The sequence below is a fragment of the Hyphomonas sediminis genome, assembly GCF_019679475.1.
GTDB classification, from domain to species: Bacteria; Pseudomonadota; Alphaproteobacteria; order Caulobacterales; family Hyphomonadaceae; genus Hyphomonas; species Hyphomonas sediminis.
In genome coordinates, this window is sequence record NZ_JAIEZP010000001.1 from 3310603 (window position 1) to 3326590 (window position 15988).

At 62.8% G+C, this 15988-nt stretch carries 15 protein-coding genes and 1 other RNA gene; 5 read left to right on the forward strand and 11 right to left on the reverse strand.

Features of this window, described 5'->3' with window-relative positions; genetic code table 11:
- Position 1 precedes the first annotated feature (1 nt).
- The 7 genes from era to rpoZ are packed head-to-tail and all read right to left on the reverse strand — an operon-like array spanning position 2 to position 6045.
- Complete coding sequence (gene era / locus K1X12_RS15965; RefSeq protein WP_220988596.1) at positions 2 to 949, reverse strand: GTPase Era; 948 nt, start codon at positions 947 to 949, stop codon at positions 2 to 4.
- On the reverse strand, positions 946 to 1701 hold the full coding sequence (rnc, locus tag K1X12_RS15970; RefSeq protein WP_220988597.1) for a ribonuclease III: 756 nt from the start codon (positions 1699 to 1701) through the stop codon (positions 946 to 948). Before rnc ends, era begins: the two co-directional genes overlap by 4 nt.
- Positions 1698 to 2108 (reverse strand): holo-ACP synthase, encoded by a 411-nt coding sequence (acpS, locus tag K1X12_RS15975; RefSeq protein ID WP_220988598.1) that lies wholly within the window; start codon positions 2106 to 2108, stop codon positions 1698 to 1700. Before acpS ends, rnc begins: the two co-directional genes overlap by 4 nt.
- Positions 2105 to 2848, reverse strand: a complete 744-nt coding sequence (locus K1X12_RS15980) for a pyridoxine 5'-phosphate synthase (protein ID WP_220988599.1) — start codon at positions 2846 to 2848, stop codon at positions 2105 to 2107. The genes acpS and K1X12_RS15980 overlap by 4 nt, the downstream gene beginning before the upstream one ends.
- Positions 2848 to 3429: an orotate phosphoribosyltransferase gene (gene pyrE, locus K1X12_RS15985; protein ID WP_220988600.1), complete on the reverse strand. Its 582-nt coding sequence runs from the start codon at positions 3427 to 3429 to the stop codon at positions 2848 to 2850. Before pyrE ends, K1X12_RS15980 begins: the two co-directional genes overlap by 1 nt.
- Positions 3419 to 5686 (reverse strand): RelA/SpoT family protein, encoded by a 2268-nt coding sequence (locus K1X12_RS15990; RefSeq protein WP_220988601.1) that lies wholly within the window; start codon positions 5684 to 5686, stop codon positions 3419 to 3421. The genes pyrE and K1X12_RS15990 overlap by 11 nt, the downstream gene beginning before the upstream one ends.
- 8 nt (positions 5687 to 5694) lie before the next feature.
- Positions 5695 to 6045, reverse strand: a complete 351-nt coding sequence (gene rpoZ, locus K1X12_RS15995) for a DNA-directed RNA polymerase subunit omega (RefSeq protein ID WP_220988602.1) — start codon at positions 6043 to 6045, stop codon at positions 5695 to 5697.
- A gap of 157 nt (positions 6046 to 6202) precedes the next feature.
- On the opposite strand from rpoZ, the gene K1X12_RS16000 reads away from it, so the two are divergent.
- Positions 6203 to 6772, forward strand: a complete 570-nt coding sequence (locus tag K1X12_RS16000) for a LabA-like NYN domain-containing protein (protein WP_220988603.1) — start codon at positions 6203 to 6205, stop codon at positions 6770 to 6772.
- A gap of 57 nt (positions 6773 to 6829) precedes the next feature.
- Here K1X12_RS16000 and K1X12_RS16005 read toward each other — a convergent pair whose 3' ends face one another.
- Positions 6830 to 8542: a phosphatidylglycerol lysyltransferase domain-containing protein gene (locus tag K1X12_RS16005; RefSeq protein WP_220988604.1), complete on the reverse strand. Its 1713-nt coding sequence runs from the start codon at positions 8540 to 8542 to the stop codon at positions 6830 to 6832.
- A 111-nt stretch (positions 8543 to 8653) separates the two neighbouring features.
- Between K1X12_RS16005 and K1X12_RS16010 the strand changes: the two genes are divergently transcribed.
- On the forward strand, positions 8654 to 9292 hold the full coding sequence (locus K1X12_RS16010; protein ID WP_220988605.1) for a DUF1345 domain-containing protein: 639 nt from the start codon (positions 8654 to 8656) through the stop codon (positions 9290 to 9292).
- Here K1X12_RS16010 and K1X12_RS16015 read toward each other — a convergent pair.
- Positions 9276 to 10157 (reverse strand): lipid A-modifier LpxR family protein, encoded by an 882-nt coding sequence (locus K1X12_RS16015; RefSeq protein ID WP_220988606.1) that lies wholly within the window; start codon positions 10155 to 10157, stop codon positions 9276 to 9278. The two genes, K1X12_RS16010 and K1X12_RS16015, sit on opposite strands and share 17 nt — an antisense overlap.
- 326 nt (positions 10158 to 10483) lie before the next feature.
- The gene (locus K1X12_RS16020; protein ID WP_220988607.1) at positions 10484 to 12352 is read right to left on the reverse strand and encodes a ribonucleoside-diphosphate reductase subunit alpha; all 1869 of its coding nucleotides are present in this window, start codon (positions 12350 to 12352) and stop codon (positions 10484 to 10486) included.
- A gap of 258 nt (positions 12353 to 12610) precedes the next feature.
- Between K1X12_RS16020 and K1X12_RS16025 the strand changes: the two genes are divergently transcribed.
- Both K1X12_RS16025 and K1X12_RS16030 read left to right on the forward strand, forming a co-directional pair.
- Entirely contained in the window at positions 12611 to 12997 is a 387-nt protein-coding gene (locus K1X12_RS16025; protein ID WP_220988608.1) for a hypothetical protein, read from the forward strand.
- Positions 12982 to 13608 (forward strand): YiiX/YebB-like N1pC/P60 family cysteine hydrolase, encoded by a 627-nt coding sequence (locus tag K1X12_RS16030; RefSeq protein WP_220988609.1) that lies wholly within the window; start codon positions 12982 to 12984, stop codon positions 13606 to 13608. The genes K1X12_RS16025 and K1X12_RS16030 overlap by 16 nt, the downstream gene beginning before the upstream one ends.
- Before the next feature lie 10 nt (positions 13609 to 13618).
- Here the strand turns inward: K1X12_RS16030 and ffs are convergent.
- Positions 13619 to 13711, reverse strand: an RNA gene (gene ffs / locus K1X12_RS16035) — signal recognition particle sRNA small type.
- Between the two features lie 149 nt (positions 13712 to 13860).
- Here ffs and K1X12_RS16040 point away from each other — a divergent pair.
- Entirely contained in the window at positions 13861 to 15945 is a 2085-nt protein-coding gene (locus K1X12_RS16040) for a S9 family peptidase (protein WP_220988610.1), read from the forward strand.
- The last annotated feature ends 43 nt before the right edge of the window (positions 15946 to 15988 follow it).

The window sequence follows — 15988 nt, forward strand, 5'->3', positions numbered from 1 at the left end:
ATCAGACATCAAACTCCAGGCCGATGCCGCGATAGGTCTCGCGGCGCTCCTGCCAGCGTTCATCCACCTTCACAAACAGGAAGAGATGAACGGGACGCTCCAGCATCTGCGTCAGCTCGATTCGGGACTGGCGGCCGATTTCCTTGATCAGGCTGCCGCCCTTGCCGAGCACCATCGCCTTGTGGCCATCGCGGCCGACGATCACGACTTGCTGGATACGCACAGACCCATCCGCGCGCTCTTCCCAGTTTTCCGTCTCGACGGTGAGCTGGTAGGGCAACTCCTGATGCAGACGCAGCATGAGTTTCTCGCGCGTCACCTCGGCGGCCAGCAGGCGCATCGGCAGGTCGGCCACCTGGTCTGGCGGATAGAGCGCAGGACCTTCCGGCATACGGGACGCAATCGCTGCTTCCAGCTTGTCGACGCCGTCGCCCTTGTCGGCAGAGATCATGAAGATATCTTCGTAGACGCCTTCACCGCTCAGCGCCTGCATCACAGGAAGGATCTGATCGTGCGGGAACAGATCAATCTTGTTGAGCGCGAGGATGGCGCGCGTGCCCGCCTCCTTCAGCTGCTCGATCACACGGCGATCATCCTCAAGGGAGTGGCGCTGGGCGGCGCTTGGGCGGCCTGTTTTCTCGGCGACCCAGGCGGACGCGTCGATCAGGTGGACGACGCAATCTGCCTCATCGGCGCCGCCCCAGGCGGCCTTCACCATCGCGCGGTCCAGTCGGCGCTTGGCGGCAAAGATGCCGGGCGTGTCGACGATGACGACCTGTGTATCGCCCGTTTGGGCAACACCGCGAACCGGGAACCGCGTCGTCTGAACCTTGTGGGTAACGATCGCCACCTTTGCGCCCACCAGGCGGTTGGTGAGGGTGGACTTGCCGGCATTCGGCGCCCCGATGATCGCGCAGAAGCCCGCGCGTTTAATGTCAATCTCGCTCATTGCGCACCTGTCAGTGTTCTGAGCATGAGAGCGGCCGCATGGCGCTCCGCCTCACGCTTGGAGGGGCCGGTGGCGGCCGCCTTGCCCATCGGCAAGCGAACTTCCACCTCATATACGGGCGCGTGGTCCGGTCCGGACCGCCCCGTCACGATATATTCCGGCAGCGGATGGCCCTGCCCCTGCACCCATTCCTGAAGCAGGGTTTTCGGGTCCTTGGTTTCCGCTGGTGCATTCTCGAATTGCGGCGCCCAGGCGCGCTCGATGAACTTGCGCGCAGCGGCAAGCCCACCATCCTGATAGATCGCCGCAATCACGGCTTCGCAGGCGTCGCCAAGCGTCGACTCCCGGTCGCGCCCGCCCGAGGCGACTTCGCTTTCGGAAAGGAGCAAAAAGCGCTGCAACGCCAGATGACGCATCGCCTCTGCGCAAGCGCCCTTCTTCACCAGCCGGTTCAGCCGGGGCGCAAGATCGCCCTCGCTGTCGGACTGGCGCCGGTCGATCAGGCGCTCGGCGATGACAAGGTTCAGCACCCGATCGCCCAGGAACTCCAGCCGCTGGTTCGAGAGCTTTACGGTATCTCCCGAGGGCGCGATGGCGCTGGGATGGGTAAAGGCCCGCTCGAGCTGTGCCGGCTCCTTGAAGCGGTAGCCGATGATCTCTTGCGCTTCTTTCAGCGTCTCTGGCGAAAGGGATGGCTTCACCGCTTTGACGGCGGCGCGCTGGCGCGTACGTTTGGGGCGTGCGGGCTTCATGGCACCACCACCGGCAAAGCCTCAATAATCACCTGCGCTTCCGCCCACGGATGATCATCCGTCAGCGTCAGATGCACCACGGCGCGATGCCCCGGTGGCGTCAGCTTTTCGAGGCGCTTTGCCGCCCCGCCCGTCAGCTCGAAACCCGGCTTTCCCGATGGTAGGTTGATGACGCCCAGATGCGTCCAGTGGACGCCTGCGCGCGGGACGCCGGTGCCCAGCGCCTTGGCCATTGCCTCCTTGGCGGCAAACCGCTTGGCATAGGTCTCCGCCACCCGGCGGCGGCCACGCGCCTTGGCAATTTCATACGGCGTGAAAACCCGCTGCTCGAACCGCTCGCCGAACCGGTCGAGAGACCGCTGGATGCGCTCGATATTGCAGAGATCATTGCCGATACCGATGATCATCCGCGCGCCTCATCCATACGGCGGCGCATTTCGCGGATCGCGGCGTCGAGGCCGATGAAGATCGCTTCCCCGATGATGAAGTGGCCGATGTTCAGCTCGGCAAGCTCGGGAATGGCCGCGATCGGCCCGACATTCTCGAAAGTAAGTCCGTGGCCGGCATGAGGCTCGATGCCCCGGCGGCGTGCCTCGGCGGAGGCGAGCTTCAGGCGCTCCAGCTCCGGCGCGGCGGCCTCTGCGCCGCCCTCGATCCACAGCTCCGCATAGCGGCCCGTGTGCAGCTCGACCACCGGCGCGCCAAGCACTTCAGCCACCGCGATCTGCACCGGATCGGGCTCGACAAAAAGCGAGACGCGCGCGCCAGCCTCATTCAGCCGGCTGACGATGGGGGCAATCTGGTTGTGCAGGCCAGCAACATTCAAGCCGCCCTCTGTCGTGCGCTCCTCGCGCCGCTCCGGCACAAGGCAGGCCGCATGCGGCCGGAAGCGAACGGCGATGTCCGCCATCTCGTCGGTTGCCGCCATTTCCAGATTGATCGGCAGGTGCGAGGCCGCGCGCACGGCTTCAAGGTCTGCGTCACGAATGTGGCGGCGGTCTTCCCGAAGGTGGATGGTAATGCCATCTGCCCCGGCGGCGGCGGAAATTTCCGCCGCGCGCATCGGGTCAGGATGAGCGCCTCCGCGCGCGTTGCGGATGGTCGCCACATGGTCGATATTGACCCCGAGGCGGAGGCGGCTTGTCATCAGGCAAGGCCCCGCGAGCCGGGCTTGATCGCTTCGAGCTTCTGAAGCTCCGGCGGCAGATCATCCGGCGCGTAATCGGGAAAGTTCACCTGCGCCAGCGAGATCAGCTTGCAGCCAACATCGGCGCGACCGCCGGAACGGTCGATGATGCAGGCGCCGCCCACAACTTCGCCCGGCAGCTTTGCGAGCGCCTCAACCGTTTCGCGGAAGGAGAGCCCCGTCGTTACGATGTCTTCCGCGATCAGCACGCGCTCACCCTCTGCAATCGAGAAGCCACGGCGGAACTGGAGCTGGCCGTCCACCCGCTCGGCAAAGATTGCGCGCGCGCCAAGATGGCGAGCAAGCTCATAGCCGGGAATGATGCCGCCAACGGCAGGACCGGCCACAACATCAATCTTGCCAAAGTCCGCCGTCAGCTTCGCGGCGAGCGCCTTGCAGAGCTTTTCCGAGAGGTCCGGCCGCGAGAAGACGAGCGCCTTCTGCAGGAACACAGGGCTGCGGCGCCCGGAGGAGAGGATGAAATGCCCCTCCAGCAATGCACCCGCCTCTTTGAATACGGCGAGTACGTCTTCACTGGTCATTCTGCCCCTCCTGGTCGCGCACGGCTCTGTCTACCACGGCCAAGGACCGCAGTGCCGCAAGGATTTGCGTCATACGCTTCAGGTCTTCAACCTCAATATCCATAACAAGTTCGATGAAATCGGGATGGCGCGAAGCCGTCGAGATTCCGATGATGTTTCCATTCGATTCGGCAACCGCCGCGCAGAGCTTTGCAAGCACGCCGCGCTGGTTGGATGCGTTGATGCGGATGCGCGTGACGGCAACGGCGTCCGTGCGCGCAAGCTCGGTCCATTTCAGGTCGTGCCACAGCTCCGGACGGTCATCATATTCTGCAAGACGCGGACAGCTGGAAACGTGAACCATCAGCCCCTTGTCGGGCACCTGCACGCCGATGATGCGGTCCCCCGGCAAAGGATGACAGCAGGTGGAGAGGTGCAGCGTGACGCCCGGCGTCAGGGTGCGCCCTTCCACGAACATCGGTACGTGATCGCTGTCGATCGGCGTCTTGGCGGAATCGTCTGTACGTTCCGGCTGGTAGCCGGGGAACACGGCCTGAATGACGGCAGACGTCTTGAAGCGCCCACGTCCCACAGCTTCGCGCAGGTCGTCCACCGTCTTGAAACCGAACTTCTGGGCGACCTCCAGCAACATCACATCGACCGGGTCAGCGCCCGCGCGGCGGAGCGCCTGGTTGATGAGCCCTTCGCCAAGGCGGCGGAACTCGGCCACCTCACGCTCGCGCTCCAGCCGGCGCAAAGCGGATTTCGCGCGGCCTGTATGGGTCAGCATCTCCCAGCCACGGATCGGCTCAGCCGTCTTTCCACGGATGATATCGACCACGTCGCCATTCTTCAGCGGGCGGCGAAGGGATTTCTCCTCGCCATTGATGCGCGCGCCGATGGTGGTGTCGCCGACGACCGAGTGAACAGCATAGGCAAAATCGAGCGGCATGGCCCCTGCTGGTAGGATGATCAGCTTGCCCTTCGGCGTGAAGGAGAAAACATGCTCGCGGTACATTTCGAGCTTGGCGTGCTCAAGGAACTCGCCTGGCTCTGCCCCGTCGCGCAGCAATTCGGCAAAGGCTTTCAGGTTGGCGTCGGGGTCGAGGCCCGCCGCACGCGCCGAATCAAGGTCGAACCCATAAGCCCGGTTCTTGTAGCCCCAGTGGGCCGCCACACCATATTCCGCCGTGCGGTCCATCGCCTCTGTGCGGATTTGCAGTTCCACGCGCCGGTTGCTGGACGCCCGAACTGTCGTGTGAAGGCTCGCATATCCATTTGGTTTGGGTACGGATATAAAATCGCGAAAGCGCTCAGGAATGCACGCCCAATGCGTATGCAGCGCGCCCAGAACGCGGTAGCAGTCCGCCACGTCCGGCACAATAATACGGAAGGCGAAGATATCCGCAACATCGCGGAAGGAGATCGACTTGCGTTCCAGCTTCCGCCACAGCGAATAGGGCTGCTTCCGGCGCCCCTTAAGGCGGTAACGGAAACCGACTTCGCTCAACATTTCGGTCAGGTCCGAACGAATCCGTCCGAGGTCGTCCTTGTTTTCCCGCTCCAACTCCTCGAGCCGGTAGATGATCGCGCGGCGCGCTTCCGGGTTCAGCTCCTTGAACGCCAGGTCGTCCATCCGGGCGGCCATGTCGTAAAGACCGATCCTGCGGGCGAGCGGCGCGTAGATGTCCATCGTCTCGCGCGCCGTACGCTGACGGCTTTCCGGCTTCTTCCGAAAGTGCAGCGTTTCCATATTGTGCATCCGGTCGGCCAGCTTAACGAGCAACACACGGATATCGCCGGTCATGGCGAGGATGAACTTCTGGAAGTTTTCGGCCTGCGCGGCCTCCTTGGAGGTGAACTCCAGCTTGTCGAGTTTGGTGACGCCGTCGACCAACTCGGCAACCTGCGGCCCGAAGCGCACTTCGATGTCGCCGATATCGATCTCGGTGTCTTCGACCACATCATGCAGCAGGCCGGCGGCGATCGTCACCTCATCGAGACGCACATCCGCCAGGAGGCTCGCTACCTGCACAGGGTGGGAATAATACGCCTCGCCGGAATCCCGCGATTGTTCGCCATGATGCTTCTTGGCGAAATCATAGGCGAGGCCCAGGAGTTCCGACTTCACCCGCGGGTGATAGGCGCGCACCTTGGCAATCAGCTCTTCACGGCTGAGGACATGCGGCAGGCCGGACGCAGAATCGCTGGCAGCGGCCGGCTTGCCAGCCTCTGTGCCAGCCCCTTTTTCCGGTCCGGAAAGGGCGCTGCCGTCCATTGATGCTCCTAGAGCCGGTCGTCGCGCCCGGATTCGAGTTCAGCCTGATAGGCACGCAGCACGTCTTCTTCGGTCGCTGCCGGAGCAGCCTGAAGCGCCTGACGGTCAGCCTCGCGCTCGTTCTCTTCGCCCGGACGAATGTCCTGCAGGTTGGAGATGAGGGCTTCCTTGACGATCTTCAGATCCACGGAAGTATCGGCGATCTCGCGCAGGGAGACGACCGGATCCTTGTCATTGTCCCGATCCACCGTCAGCGGCGAGCCTTCGCGGATCATGCGCGCGCGATGAGCGGCGAGCAGCACGAGCTCGAAGCGGTTCGGAACCTTCTGGATGCAGTCTTCAACGGTAACGCGGGCCATACGGGGATATTCTCCTGAGGAACCGCCCTTTATATGCGCTGCAGCACGCCGCCGCAACCCGATCCTTGCAGACTCGGCAAGGGACCGGTATTCCGGAGCGTAAACGCGTCTGGGCATGAATTTGGCCCCTCCCTATTGGAAGAAGAGGATAAAGCCAATGGCTTTTTACAAGGATGAGCGCCTGGCGCTGTTCATCGATGGGGCAAACCTCTACTCCGCCGCCCGGGCCGTTGGACTGGAGATCGACTTCCGAAAGCTGCTGAAGGAGTTCCAGTCACGGGGCCGGCTAGTGCGGGCGAGCTACTATACGGCGCTGGTGGAAAGCGACGAATACAGCCCCATCCGCCCCCTGGTGGACTGGCTCGCCTATAATGGATTCAATGTCGTACGTAAGCCGGCGCGGGAATTTGTGGACCGCGAGGGCCGCAAGCGGGTGCGCGGGAACATGGATGTCGAGCTGACGGTCGACATGCTGGAAGCTGCCGCCTACTGCGATCACATCGTGCTGTTCAGTGGCAATGGCGATTTCCGGAGACTGGTGGAAGCGGTGAAGGCGAAGGGGGTTCGCGTGTCGGTCGTCTCGACCATGAATGCGACGCCGCCGATGATTTCAGACGACCTTCGCCGGGAGGCCGACACGTTTATCGAGTTGACCGATCTGGGCGATCTGGTGGCCCGTCCGCGGCGTGATACGGGCGATGCACCTGCGCTGGACCAGGACGACTAATCCGCATCACAGCGGGGCATTTCAGGGACAAACAGGGTCAGACAGTGCCTTTTCGGGTCACTTCTGTGTATTTTTGGGGACGATCAGGCCCAGAATGCCCCCGGATGTGAGCAAGGCGACCGACATCAGGGCGACGGGCAAGGACACCCTTGGCGGCGCGGCGATGAAGAGCGGTTTCCACTCCGGCGCAAATTTGGATTTGTAGGCCCGCAGCCCCCGGAAGCCGTAAAGGCTCTCGCCCCGATCATAAGCCATCTGGCCGACATTATTGAGAGCGGGCGAATACCGCCCGGCGCGCAGCCCCGAAAGCGGGGCCATGCCGAGATCGAAAATATGGACGCCCTGATCCTTGGCCCAGAGGGTGACCTCAATGAACAGGAAGTCCATGACGCCGCCCGGCGCGTCGGGGCCGTGGCGCATCAGGTCAACGGCCATCTCCTTGCCGCCGGGGGCGGGCCAGAGGGAGGCGAAGGCGACGGGCTGGCCAGTCGATTCGTGGCGGACCAGCGCGAGAGGAAAGCGGGCGAGATAGGCCGCATCATAGCGCCCGAGGGAGAAGGCCTTCTCTCCGCCGGAATGGGACCGCAGCCAGGCATCCGATATCTGCTTCAGCGCGGCCCAGGGCGCGTCGCCGCCAGCGGGGATGACTTCGACACGCCAGCCATCGCGGTGGGCGCGGCTGCGGGCCTGTCGCAGGCGTGAGCGCGACGGCCCCTCCAGGCTGAAGGCCTGCACGTCGATACAGGCAGTCTCCCCGATCTTGCGGATGGCATAGCCAAGATCGACCAGCGAGGGCAGAAGGTCTCCGGCGGCGGCATAGATGACGGGCGACTTGCCGGCATGGTCAGCGGCTTCATGGAACGCGATCAGGGCCTCTGTCTGCTCGTCCGCCGGGCCGACGGGATTGCCCATCGCGATCCAGAGACCGCCGCGCTGGCCATACATGACGACGCTTTTGCCGCTGGGCGTAAAGACGAAGGACTTGTCGCCCACGAACATGAGGTTGGCATCGGGATGGCCATCGGGCGCGCTGGCGAAGATGGCCTCAGCGCGGGCGATATCTTCCGCCCTCGCCTGCCCGGCCCGGCGATTCTGGCGCACCGCGCTGAGCTGCCAGACGGCAACGACCAGCCCGAGCATTACCGCCCCGGCCAGCGCGCGCATGGAGCGCGGCGCATCGGAATCGCGCAGGAAGGTCCACCAAAGGTCTTCCTGATACGGAACTTTTTCATAGGCCGCGAGCAGGAGCCAGATGGCCAGCCCCGTCACGGCAAAGATCAGGATGAACCCCGGCAATGACAAAAGGCCATCGGAGATATGGCCGCGCCGGTAGAAGGAACTGCGGAAGGGAAACAGCGCGGCCGCGACAAGGCACAACAGGGCCGCCTCTTCCCAATGCAGAGCCTTCAGTACCGAGAAGGCCGCACCAGAGAGAAGCACCGCGATGGCAGCCCACCAGGCCGTATCAATGCGCCGCCAGAGGCCTACGGCAAGGAATAGCAGCAACATACCAAGCAGCGAGGCCGCAAAATGCGACACCTCCACCAGCGACAGCGGCAGGACGGTAAGCAGGTCGCCCATCCTGTCTGCCAGGTTGGGTTGGGCAGCTGAGAACAGCAGGAGGACACCGGCAGCAAAGCAGACAATGGCGGCAGCAGGCGGCACGGCGGCATCGACGAAGATGCGCCAGCCAAACTCGCCGCTGCGGGTGGCCGCCGACGGTTCCTGCGCTTGCCTTGCAGACCCGGTGTCGTTTGCGGTTTCGGCCATCCTGAAAGCTCCCTCACCGGCGGGCAGTTTATCGCCGGGCGCGGCCTGTTCCATCCTGAAACTTCAGGATAACCTCGGCTGAGCCGACGATAGAGCCGAAGGGGGCGCGCAATGAACCGGCTGCCACACCCGCGTTTTACAAGCTTCCTGCTGATCTTTGCATTGGTGGGCACGCTTGCCCTTCCGGTGCTGCCGCCCGAGCGCGCGCTGATTGCCGGCTTCGACCTGGCCGCCACGGCGTTCATCTTTTCCTGCATTCCGCTCTGGTCCGAACGCGACCCGGCGGCGGCGCGCCAGCGCGGCGCGCGCGACGATGGCGGCCGGGTGCTGCTGCTGATCGTATCGACGGCGGCCTTCCTGAGCGTGCTGATTGCCACGGGCATGTTGCTGTCAGGCAACTCCCGGCTGGAGGCGGCAGACTTTGCCATCTGCGTGGTGACGCTGGTGCTGGCATGGATCTTCTCGAACCTGATCTTCACCTTCCACTATTCCCACCTGTTCTACGATCAGGCGGGCGGCAAAGACCTGCAGGGCCTCGTTTTTCCCGATACGGAAGAACCCGACTTTGCCGATTTCTGCTACTTCGCCTTCGTCATCGGCATGACGTTTCAGGTTTCCGATGTGGTGGTAAACGACAGGCGGATGCGCCAGACCGTGCTGGCGCATGGCGTGCTCGCCTTCTTCTTCAATCTGGGAGTTCTGGCGCTGGCCGTGAACCTGGCAGCGGGCCTGCTCAGCGGCGCATCGTGAAGGAAATGCCGGCGAAGTCTTCCGTATCCTGAAGCGACCCGTTGCGATCGCTGAACTTCATTTCGCGGCGGATATAGGAGAGCGACAGCTCTCCTCCGGCCCGCTGGATGGAAACACCGGCCTGAAGATCGCCTACGGTGACCTGATCAGTGACCTGGACATCGAACACATCGCCCAGGCTGGGCGAGGAATCGGTATCCCAGACGAGCGCTTCGCCATCGGCGCCGACAAAGAAATACCAGCCTTGCGGCTGCCCCTTCTTGTCGAGCAGGTTCAGCCCCTGACCGAGTCGGAGCTCACCCCCGAGACGCTGGCTGGTAAGATCGCCGTCATCCCGGATGCTGACGCGCGGCGCGAGGCCGACATCGAAGCCGAGGCCGGTGGCCTCACCCGAAGCGGCGAACGAGACGCCGAGGGACATGTTCTGCGTGACATCCACCGGCTGGCCGGCGGCGCGGCGAACGGACAGTTCGGCCGCGACACGCGCGAGGGCGGAACTGCCGCTCCAGCCGAGATTGGCATCCACGAGCGAGGGAACGCTGGCGCCGGAGCCGGTGAGGCTGAACGCCTGCGGCGGGCCGGACACGGCGACGACGCTGATCGGCGCATCGGGGCTGGTGAGCTGGGTAATCACGGTGCCGGACGGCAGGGCCGAGGAAGAGAGTTCCGAGGACGCCTGCGCGGAGGGCGCATTCATCGGGCCGCCCCCAAGGAGGCCTGGCACGGCCAAGGTCATTCCACGAGAGGGTTCGGCAGCAGCGGAGACCTGATAGTAGGCATCGTCGAAGTATGCGCTGCCGGATACGCAGCCCTGACAGGCTAGAGACGCCAGACTTGTCGCAAACGCCATCATCATGAACTTCACGCCTCTCAAGGTCGATCCTCGCCATGTTTATGAAACGAGGTTCTGCCTGATCAGTTCCAATATCATGAATGCAAAACCCGCCCAACACGGATTCTGGCCGCAAATGATTAACAGACCGAAGGGTTCGCCGGATGCGCTCAATTGCACGCAAGAACCTGATTTAAATCAGTTTTCCATCCCCATTTCTGAATAGGCCAACGCCTTGTTTTTATTAACGGGAAAAGAAAATTGTTCAAAACATGGCAAGCTGCCTGTTTACCGGGCAACAAAAAAGCGCCCACCGGGACCGGCGGGCGCTTTCGGGAACTTTCTGGCCTGAGACCGGGTTATTGGCAGGCAAGGCACTCGTCATAGTCGGTGCGCTCGACCTTCATTTCGCCCGCTTCGGCTTTCTCCGAACCGGCAAAGGCTGCGCGCTGAACCGACTTGGAACGGCAATAGTAGAGCGATTTCAGACCCTTCTCCCACGCCGTCCAGTGCAGCATGTGGAGGTCCCACTTGTCGATGTCGCCGGGCAGGAAGAGGTTCAGCGACTGCGACTGGCAGATATAGGGTGTGCGGTCGGCCGCAAGCTCGACGATCCAGCGCTGGTCGAGTTCGAAGGCCGTCTTGTAGATGTCCTTCTCATGCTCATCCAGGCAATCGAGGTGCTGGACCGACCCCTCATGCTCGAGGATCGAGGTCCAGATCTCGTCGGTGTCGAGCTCTTTCGAGCGGAGCAGTTCCTGCAGCTGCTTGTTCTTCACCGTGAAGGAGCCCGACAGGGTCTTGTGGGTGTAGACGTTGGCCGGGATCGGCTCGATGCCGGCCGAGGTGCCGCCGCAGATGATCGAGATCGACGCGGTGGGCGCAACGGCGAGCTTGTTCGAGAAGCGGGCCATCATGCCGACATCGCGGGCGTCTTCGCAGGGGCCACGCTCCTTGGCGAGCTTCACCGACGCAGCGTCGGCACCCTGGCGGATGTGCTTGAAGATCTTGAGGTTCAGGGCTTTCGCCGTGGCGCTTTCCAGCGAGACATTCATCGCCTGCAGGAAGGAGTGGAACCCCATCACGCCGAGACCGACAGAGCGCTCGCGCTTGGCCGAGTAGACGGCGCGGGCCATTTCTGGCGGGGCGCGCTGGATGAAGTCTTCCAGCACGTTGTCGAGGAAGCGGAAGATGTCCTCAAGGAACATCGGCTCTTTCGACCACTCAAGGAAGGTTTCAGCGTTGACCGAAGACAGGCAGCAGACAGCCGTACGGTCCGTTCCGCGATGGTCCACGCCGGTCGGCAGGGTGATCTCGGAGCAGAGGTTGGACTGCGTGACCTTGAGGCCAAGGCGCTTCTGGTGGGCCGGCATGGCGTTGTTCACGGTGTCGGTGAACAAGAGGTAGGGCTCGCCGGTCTGCATGCGCAGCTCGAGGATCTTCTGCCACAGCTTGCGGGCGTTGACGTATTTCAGCACTTCGCCGGATTTGGGCGAGATCAGCGGGAACTCTTCATCATTGCGGACGGCTTCCATGAAGGCGTCGGTGATGTTGAGGCCGTGGTGCAGGTTCAGGGACTTGCGGTTGAAGTCGCCCGAAGCTTTGCGGATTTCGAGGAACTCCTCGATTTCCGGGTGGTGGATGTCGAGATAGCAGGCCGCCGAGCCGCGGCGCAGCGAGCCCTGGCTGATCGCCAGCGTCAGCGAGTCCATCACGCGGATGAACGGGATGATGCCCGAGGTCTGGCCGTTCTGACCGACTTTTTCGCCGATCGAGCGGACATTGCCCCAATAGGTGCCGATGCCGCCGCCATTGGAGGCGAGCCAGACGTTCTCGGTCCAGGTTTCAACGATGTCGTCGAGCGAGTCGCCGACCTGGTTCAGGAAGCAGGAAATCGGCAGGCCGCGCTCTGCCCCGCCATTCGACAGGACGGGCGTGGCCGGCATGAACCAGAGTTTCGAGACATAGTCATAGATGCGCTGCGCATGGTCGGCGTCATCCGCGAAGGCGGTGGCAACGCGTGCGAACATGTCCTGATAGGTCTCGCCCGGCAGCAGATAACGGTCATCAAGGGTCTTCTTGCCGAACTCGGTCAGCAGCGCATCGCGCGATGGGTCCGTCTTCACCTGGGTGACCGGAACGAGCGATACTTTCGCATTGCTGCCAGCTTTCGGCTTGCCTTTGCGAGCCTGATCAGCGGCGACAGATTTTGCGTTGGTTGCCGACATGGCCACCCTCCTCGATCTTCCTGCATATATAGGGATATTGCTGAAGTTCAACCAGATGTGGTCTCACCCCTTTGCCCCGACACAAGATATAGTGTCCGAAGGTTAATTTCCGGTCAACGGGCGTTTTCGCAAATCCGTTAAGAAGACCGTGGAAATCGGGTAAACAAACGGTTAACGCGATGCCCCTGTTCCAGTGATTGCAGGCGATTCAGCGCCATTGTAGCCTGCCTTCACGGACGCATGAAAGGGCTAGATCCAATGAAATATCTCGTTGCCGCCATACTATCTGTGGGGATCGCGATCCCGGCGCTGGCACAAGTTACCCAGACCCACAAAGACCAACAGGCCCGCGCGCAGAATGCCTGCCCCGGCCTTATCAAACGGCACGATGCGGCCGTCGCGGCAGGGCTTTCGAGCTACTACGCGCCCGCTGAAGACTGCGCCTGCATGGTCAACGTGATCACCGAGCAGGGCTGGGATGACTACAATATGGAGTATACTGGCCAGTATATGTCGCAGGCCGATGCGATTCTCGTCGCCGACACGATTTCCTCCGCCGGATCGATCGATGACGCGGTTTCCCTGATCTATGATTCGATCTCGACCGACGGATCGGCGGTGCTTTCCAATTGTTTCGGCAAGTAAGTGCCGCGCTGATCCTGGCGCCCTGCCTGTTCTTCGGGCTGCTGGTGGGCGCCAGGGAGGCAGGGGCGGAAATTCTGCCCGCTGCCCTGCCCGCGCTGGCGCCCGGAGACCTTCTGTTCAAGGGCGCCGATACGGGCGCAGGCACGCAGCTGGCAGTCGCCTGGTCGCTGGGCGACAAACGCTGGGGCCATGTGGGGATCGTTGTGGGCAATCCGGATGGCAGCCTCGCTGTGATCCACGCAGACACCGGCGCGCGCCGGGAGATTGGCCATGTACGCCGTGTCTCGCTGGCCGAATACCTCTCCGACGTGTCTGGCCTTGGCGTCTATGGCATCGACCTCGAGGGCAAGGCGCGGGCGGACTATCTCGCCTATGCCGAGTCGGCGGTGGGGCGCCCCTTCGACAAGGCGTTCTCCATCGAGTCGGAAAACAGCCTCTATTGTTCCGAGTTGGTCTGGCGGGCGATGTCCGCCGGCCTCGGCGAGGACGCCATTCCCGAAAAGAGCGAGCGGCTGGGCCGCATCTATGTCTCGGTCTCCGACCTGGCAGACCACCCCCGCGTGCATGAGCGGGCCGTCATCAAAGCGGCAGCAGCAACAGCGTCACATTGAGGGGAAAGGGTGGAGACAGGCAAACGACCCGAGCTGAAGCTCGTTAGGGCTGCTCGGTTCCCCGCCTGACCCGATTGGCGAGCGGCTCGTCCGCCACCTGCCTCCGAGGGCTATATGCGTTCGCGCCTTTGCCGGTGCAAGCAAAAGAATCTGCGGCCCGTCGCCCCTTGCCCGCCCGATTCGTTCTGCTTTTCCCTCTGCCGCCAGCATGTTACGCCAAAGGCACAAAAAAATGCGGATGGAGGGGAAATCATGATCTGCCGCACTCTGGCCCTTGCCGGGCTTTCTCTGCTGCTGGCCGGAACACCGGCGATTGCAGACACCGCCAAAGACAAAGCAAAATCCAAGCGCTTCACTGCTGAACGCGTGTTCGACATGGAATACGCCTCCGATCCGCAGCTTTCGCCGGACGGCAAGACGCTGGTTTATGTGCGCCGCTCGATGGACAAGCTGAGCGACCGTGATGTGGGCCAGCTGTGGAGCATCGACACAGGCACGGGCACGCACCGCCCGCTGGTGGTCAGCCCGGAAGGCGCCTCCAATCCGCGCTGGTCGCCAGATGGCTCGCGCCTGATCTATTCGACCTCTGCCGCCGGCAAGGCGGAAATGCGCGTCTTCTACCCCGACACGGGGCGCAGCCACCCGTTGGCCCAGTTCGAGCAAGGCCCCTCGCAGGCCGTATGGTCGCCGGATAGCAAATACATTGCCTTCTCGATGTTCGTACCCGGCGAAACGCCGAGCTTTGCCAAGGCCCCGGCAACGCCCGAAGGCGGCAAATGGAACGCGCCGGTAAAAGTGTTCGACCGGATGCAGTTCCGGTTCGACGGCGCAGGCTATCTCAAGGATGGCACGACGCAGGTGTTCGTTCTGCCCGTGGATGGCGGCACGCCCCGGCAGGTGACTTTCGAGGATGCTGACCTCGGCGGCCCGGCATGGCTGGGCAATTCCACGCTGCTGGTTTCCGGGAACCTGGCCGAGGACGCAGACCTCGACCCGGTGGAAAGCGAAATCTATGCGGTAAGCCTCGCCGACCTTTCCATCCGCCCCCTGACGAGCCGCGATGGCCCGGACTATGGCCCGGTGGTTTCGCCCGATGGCAAGACGATTGCCTATCGCGGATTTGACGACAAGGTCCTCTCCTTCCAGCAGGACAATCTTTACCTGATGAATGCCGATGGCAGCGGCGCGCGCGAACTGGCCGCCGACTTCCCCGGCAGCATTGGGCAGACCGTGTGGACGCCCGATGGCAAGAGCCTGCTGGTATTGTCTGAAGACTATGGCGTGCTGAGCCTGTTCCGCATTGGCCTTGACGGCAAGGCGACGAAGGTCGTCACCAATATCGGCGGCGCCTCCATCGGCCGGCCGTATGCGGAAGGCAGCTTCTCCGTCGGCGGCGGGCGCAAGCCGATGGTGGCCTACACCGCCGGCTTTACCGAGAAGCCTTCGGAAGTCGGTATGGCGGCGATTGACGGCAAGGACGCGAAAGTGCTGACCGCCCTCAATGACGATGTGCTGCCCTATCTGGAGATGGCGCGCGTTGAGGAGATCAAGGTGGCCTCCAGCCATGACGGCCTTGAGATTGAAGCCTGGGTGGCCCTGCCCCCGGACTTCAAGGCCGATGGCAGCTTCCCGATGATCCTGGAAATCCATGGCGGCCCTTACGCGATGTATGGCCCTTTCTTTGCCAGCGAGATCCAGCGCTTTGCGGCTGAAGGCTATGTCACCGTCTGGTCCAACCCGCGCGGCTCGACCGGCTATGGCGAAGACTTCGCCCTGGCCATCGACCGGGCCTATCCGGGCAATGACTATGATGACCTGATGACGGTCGTCGACGAACTGGTGAAGCGCAACTATGTGAGCAAGGACCGGTTGTTCGTGACCGGAGGATCGGGCGGCGGCATCCTGACCGCCTGGATTGTGACCAAGACCGACCGCTTTGCCGCAGCCGCCTCGGTCAAGCCCGTGATCAACTGGATGACGATGGCGCTGGCCGCCGACATCGCCCAATATGTGCGCCGCCACTGGATACGCGAAGACCCGTGGTCCAACCCGGAAGCCTTCCTTGAGCGCTCGCCGATCCGCTATGTCGACAAGGTGAAAACACCGACGCTGATGATGGTGGGCGAGCAGGACTGGCGCACGCCCGCCTGGGAAGCCGAGCAGTTCTACACCGGCCTCAAGATGAACGGGGTCGACACGGCGCTGATCCATGTGCCGGACTCGCCACACTACATCGCCTCACGCCCGAGCCGCCTGATTGCCAAGACGGACAACATCATGGGTTGGTTTGCGAAATACGATCCGGCGAAGAAGAAGGACGAGGCAGAGGAGGAATAAACCGCCCGGCCCTGCTTGAAACAGGAAAGCCCCGGAGCGCGCT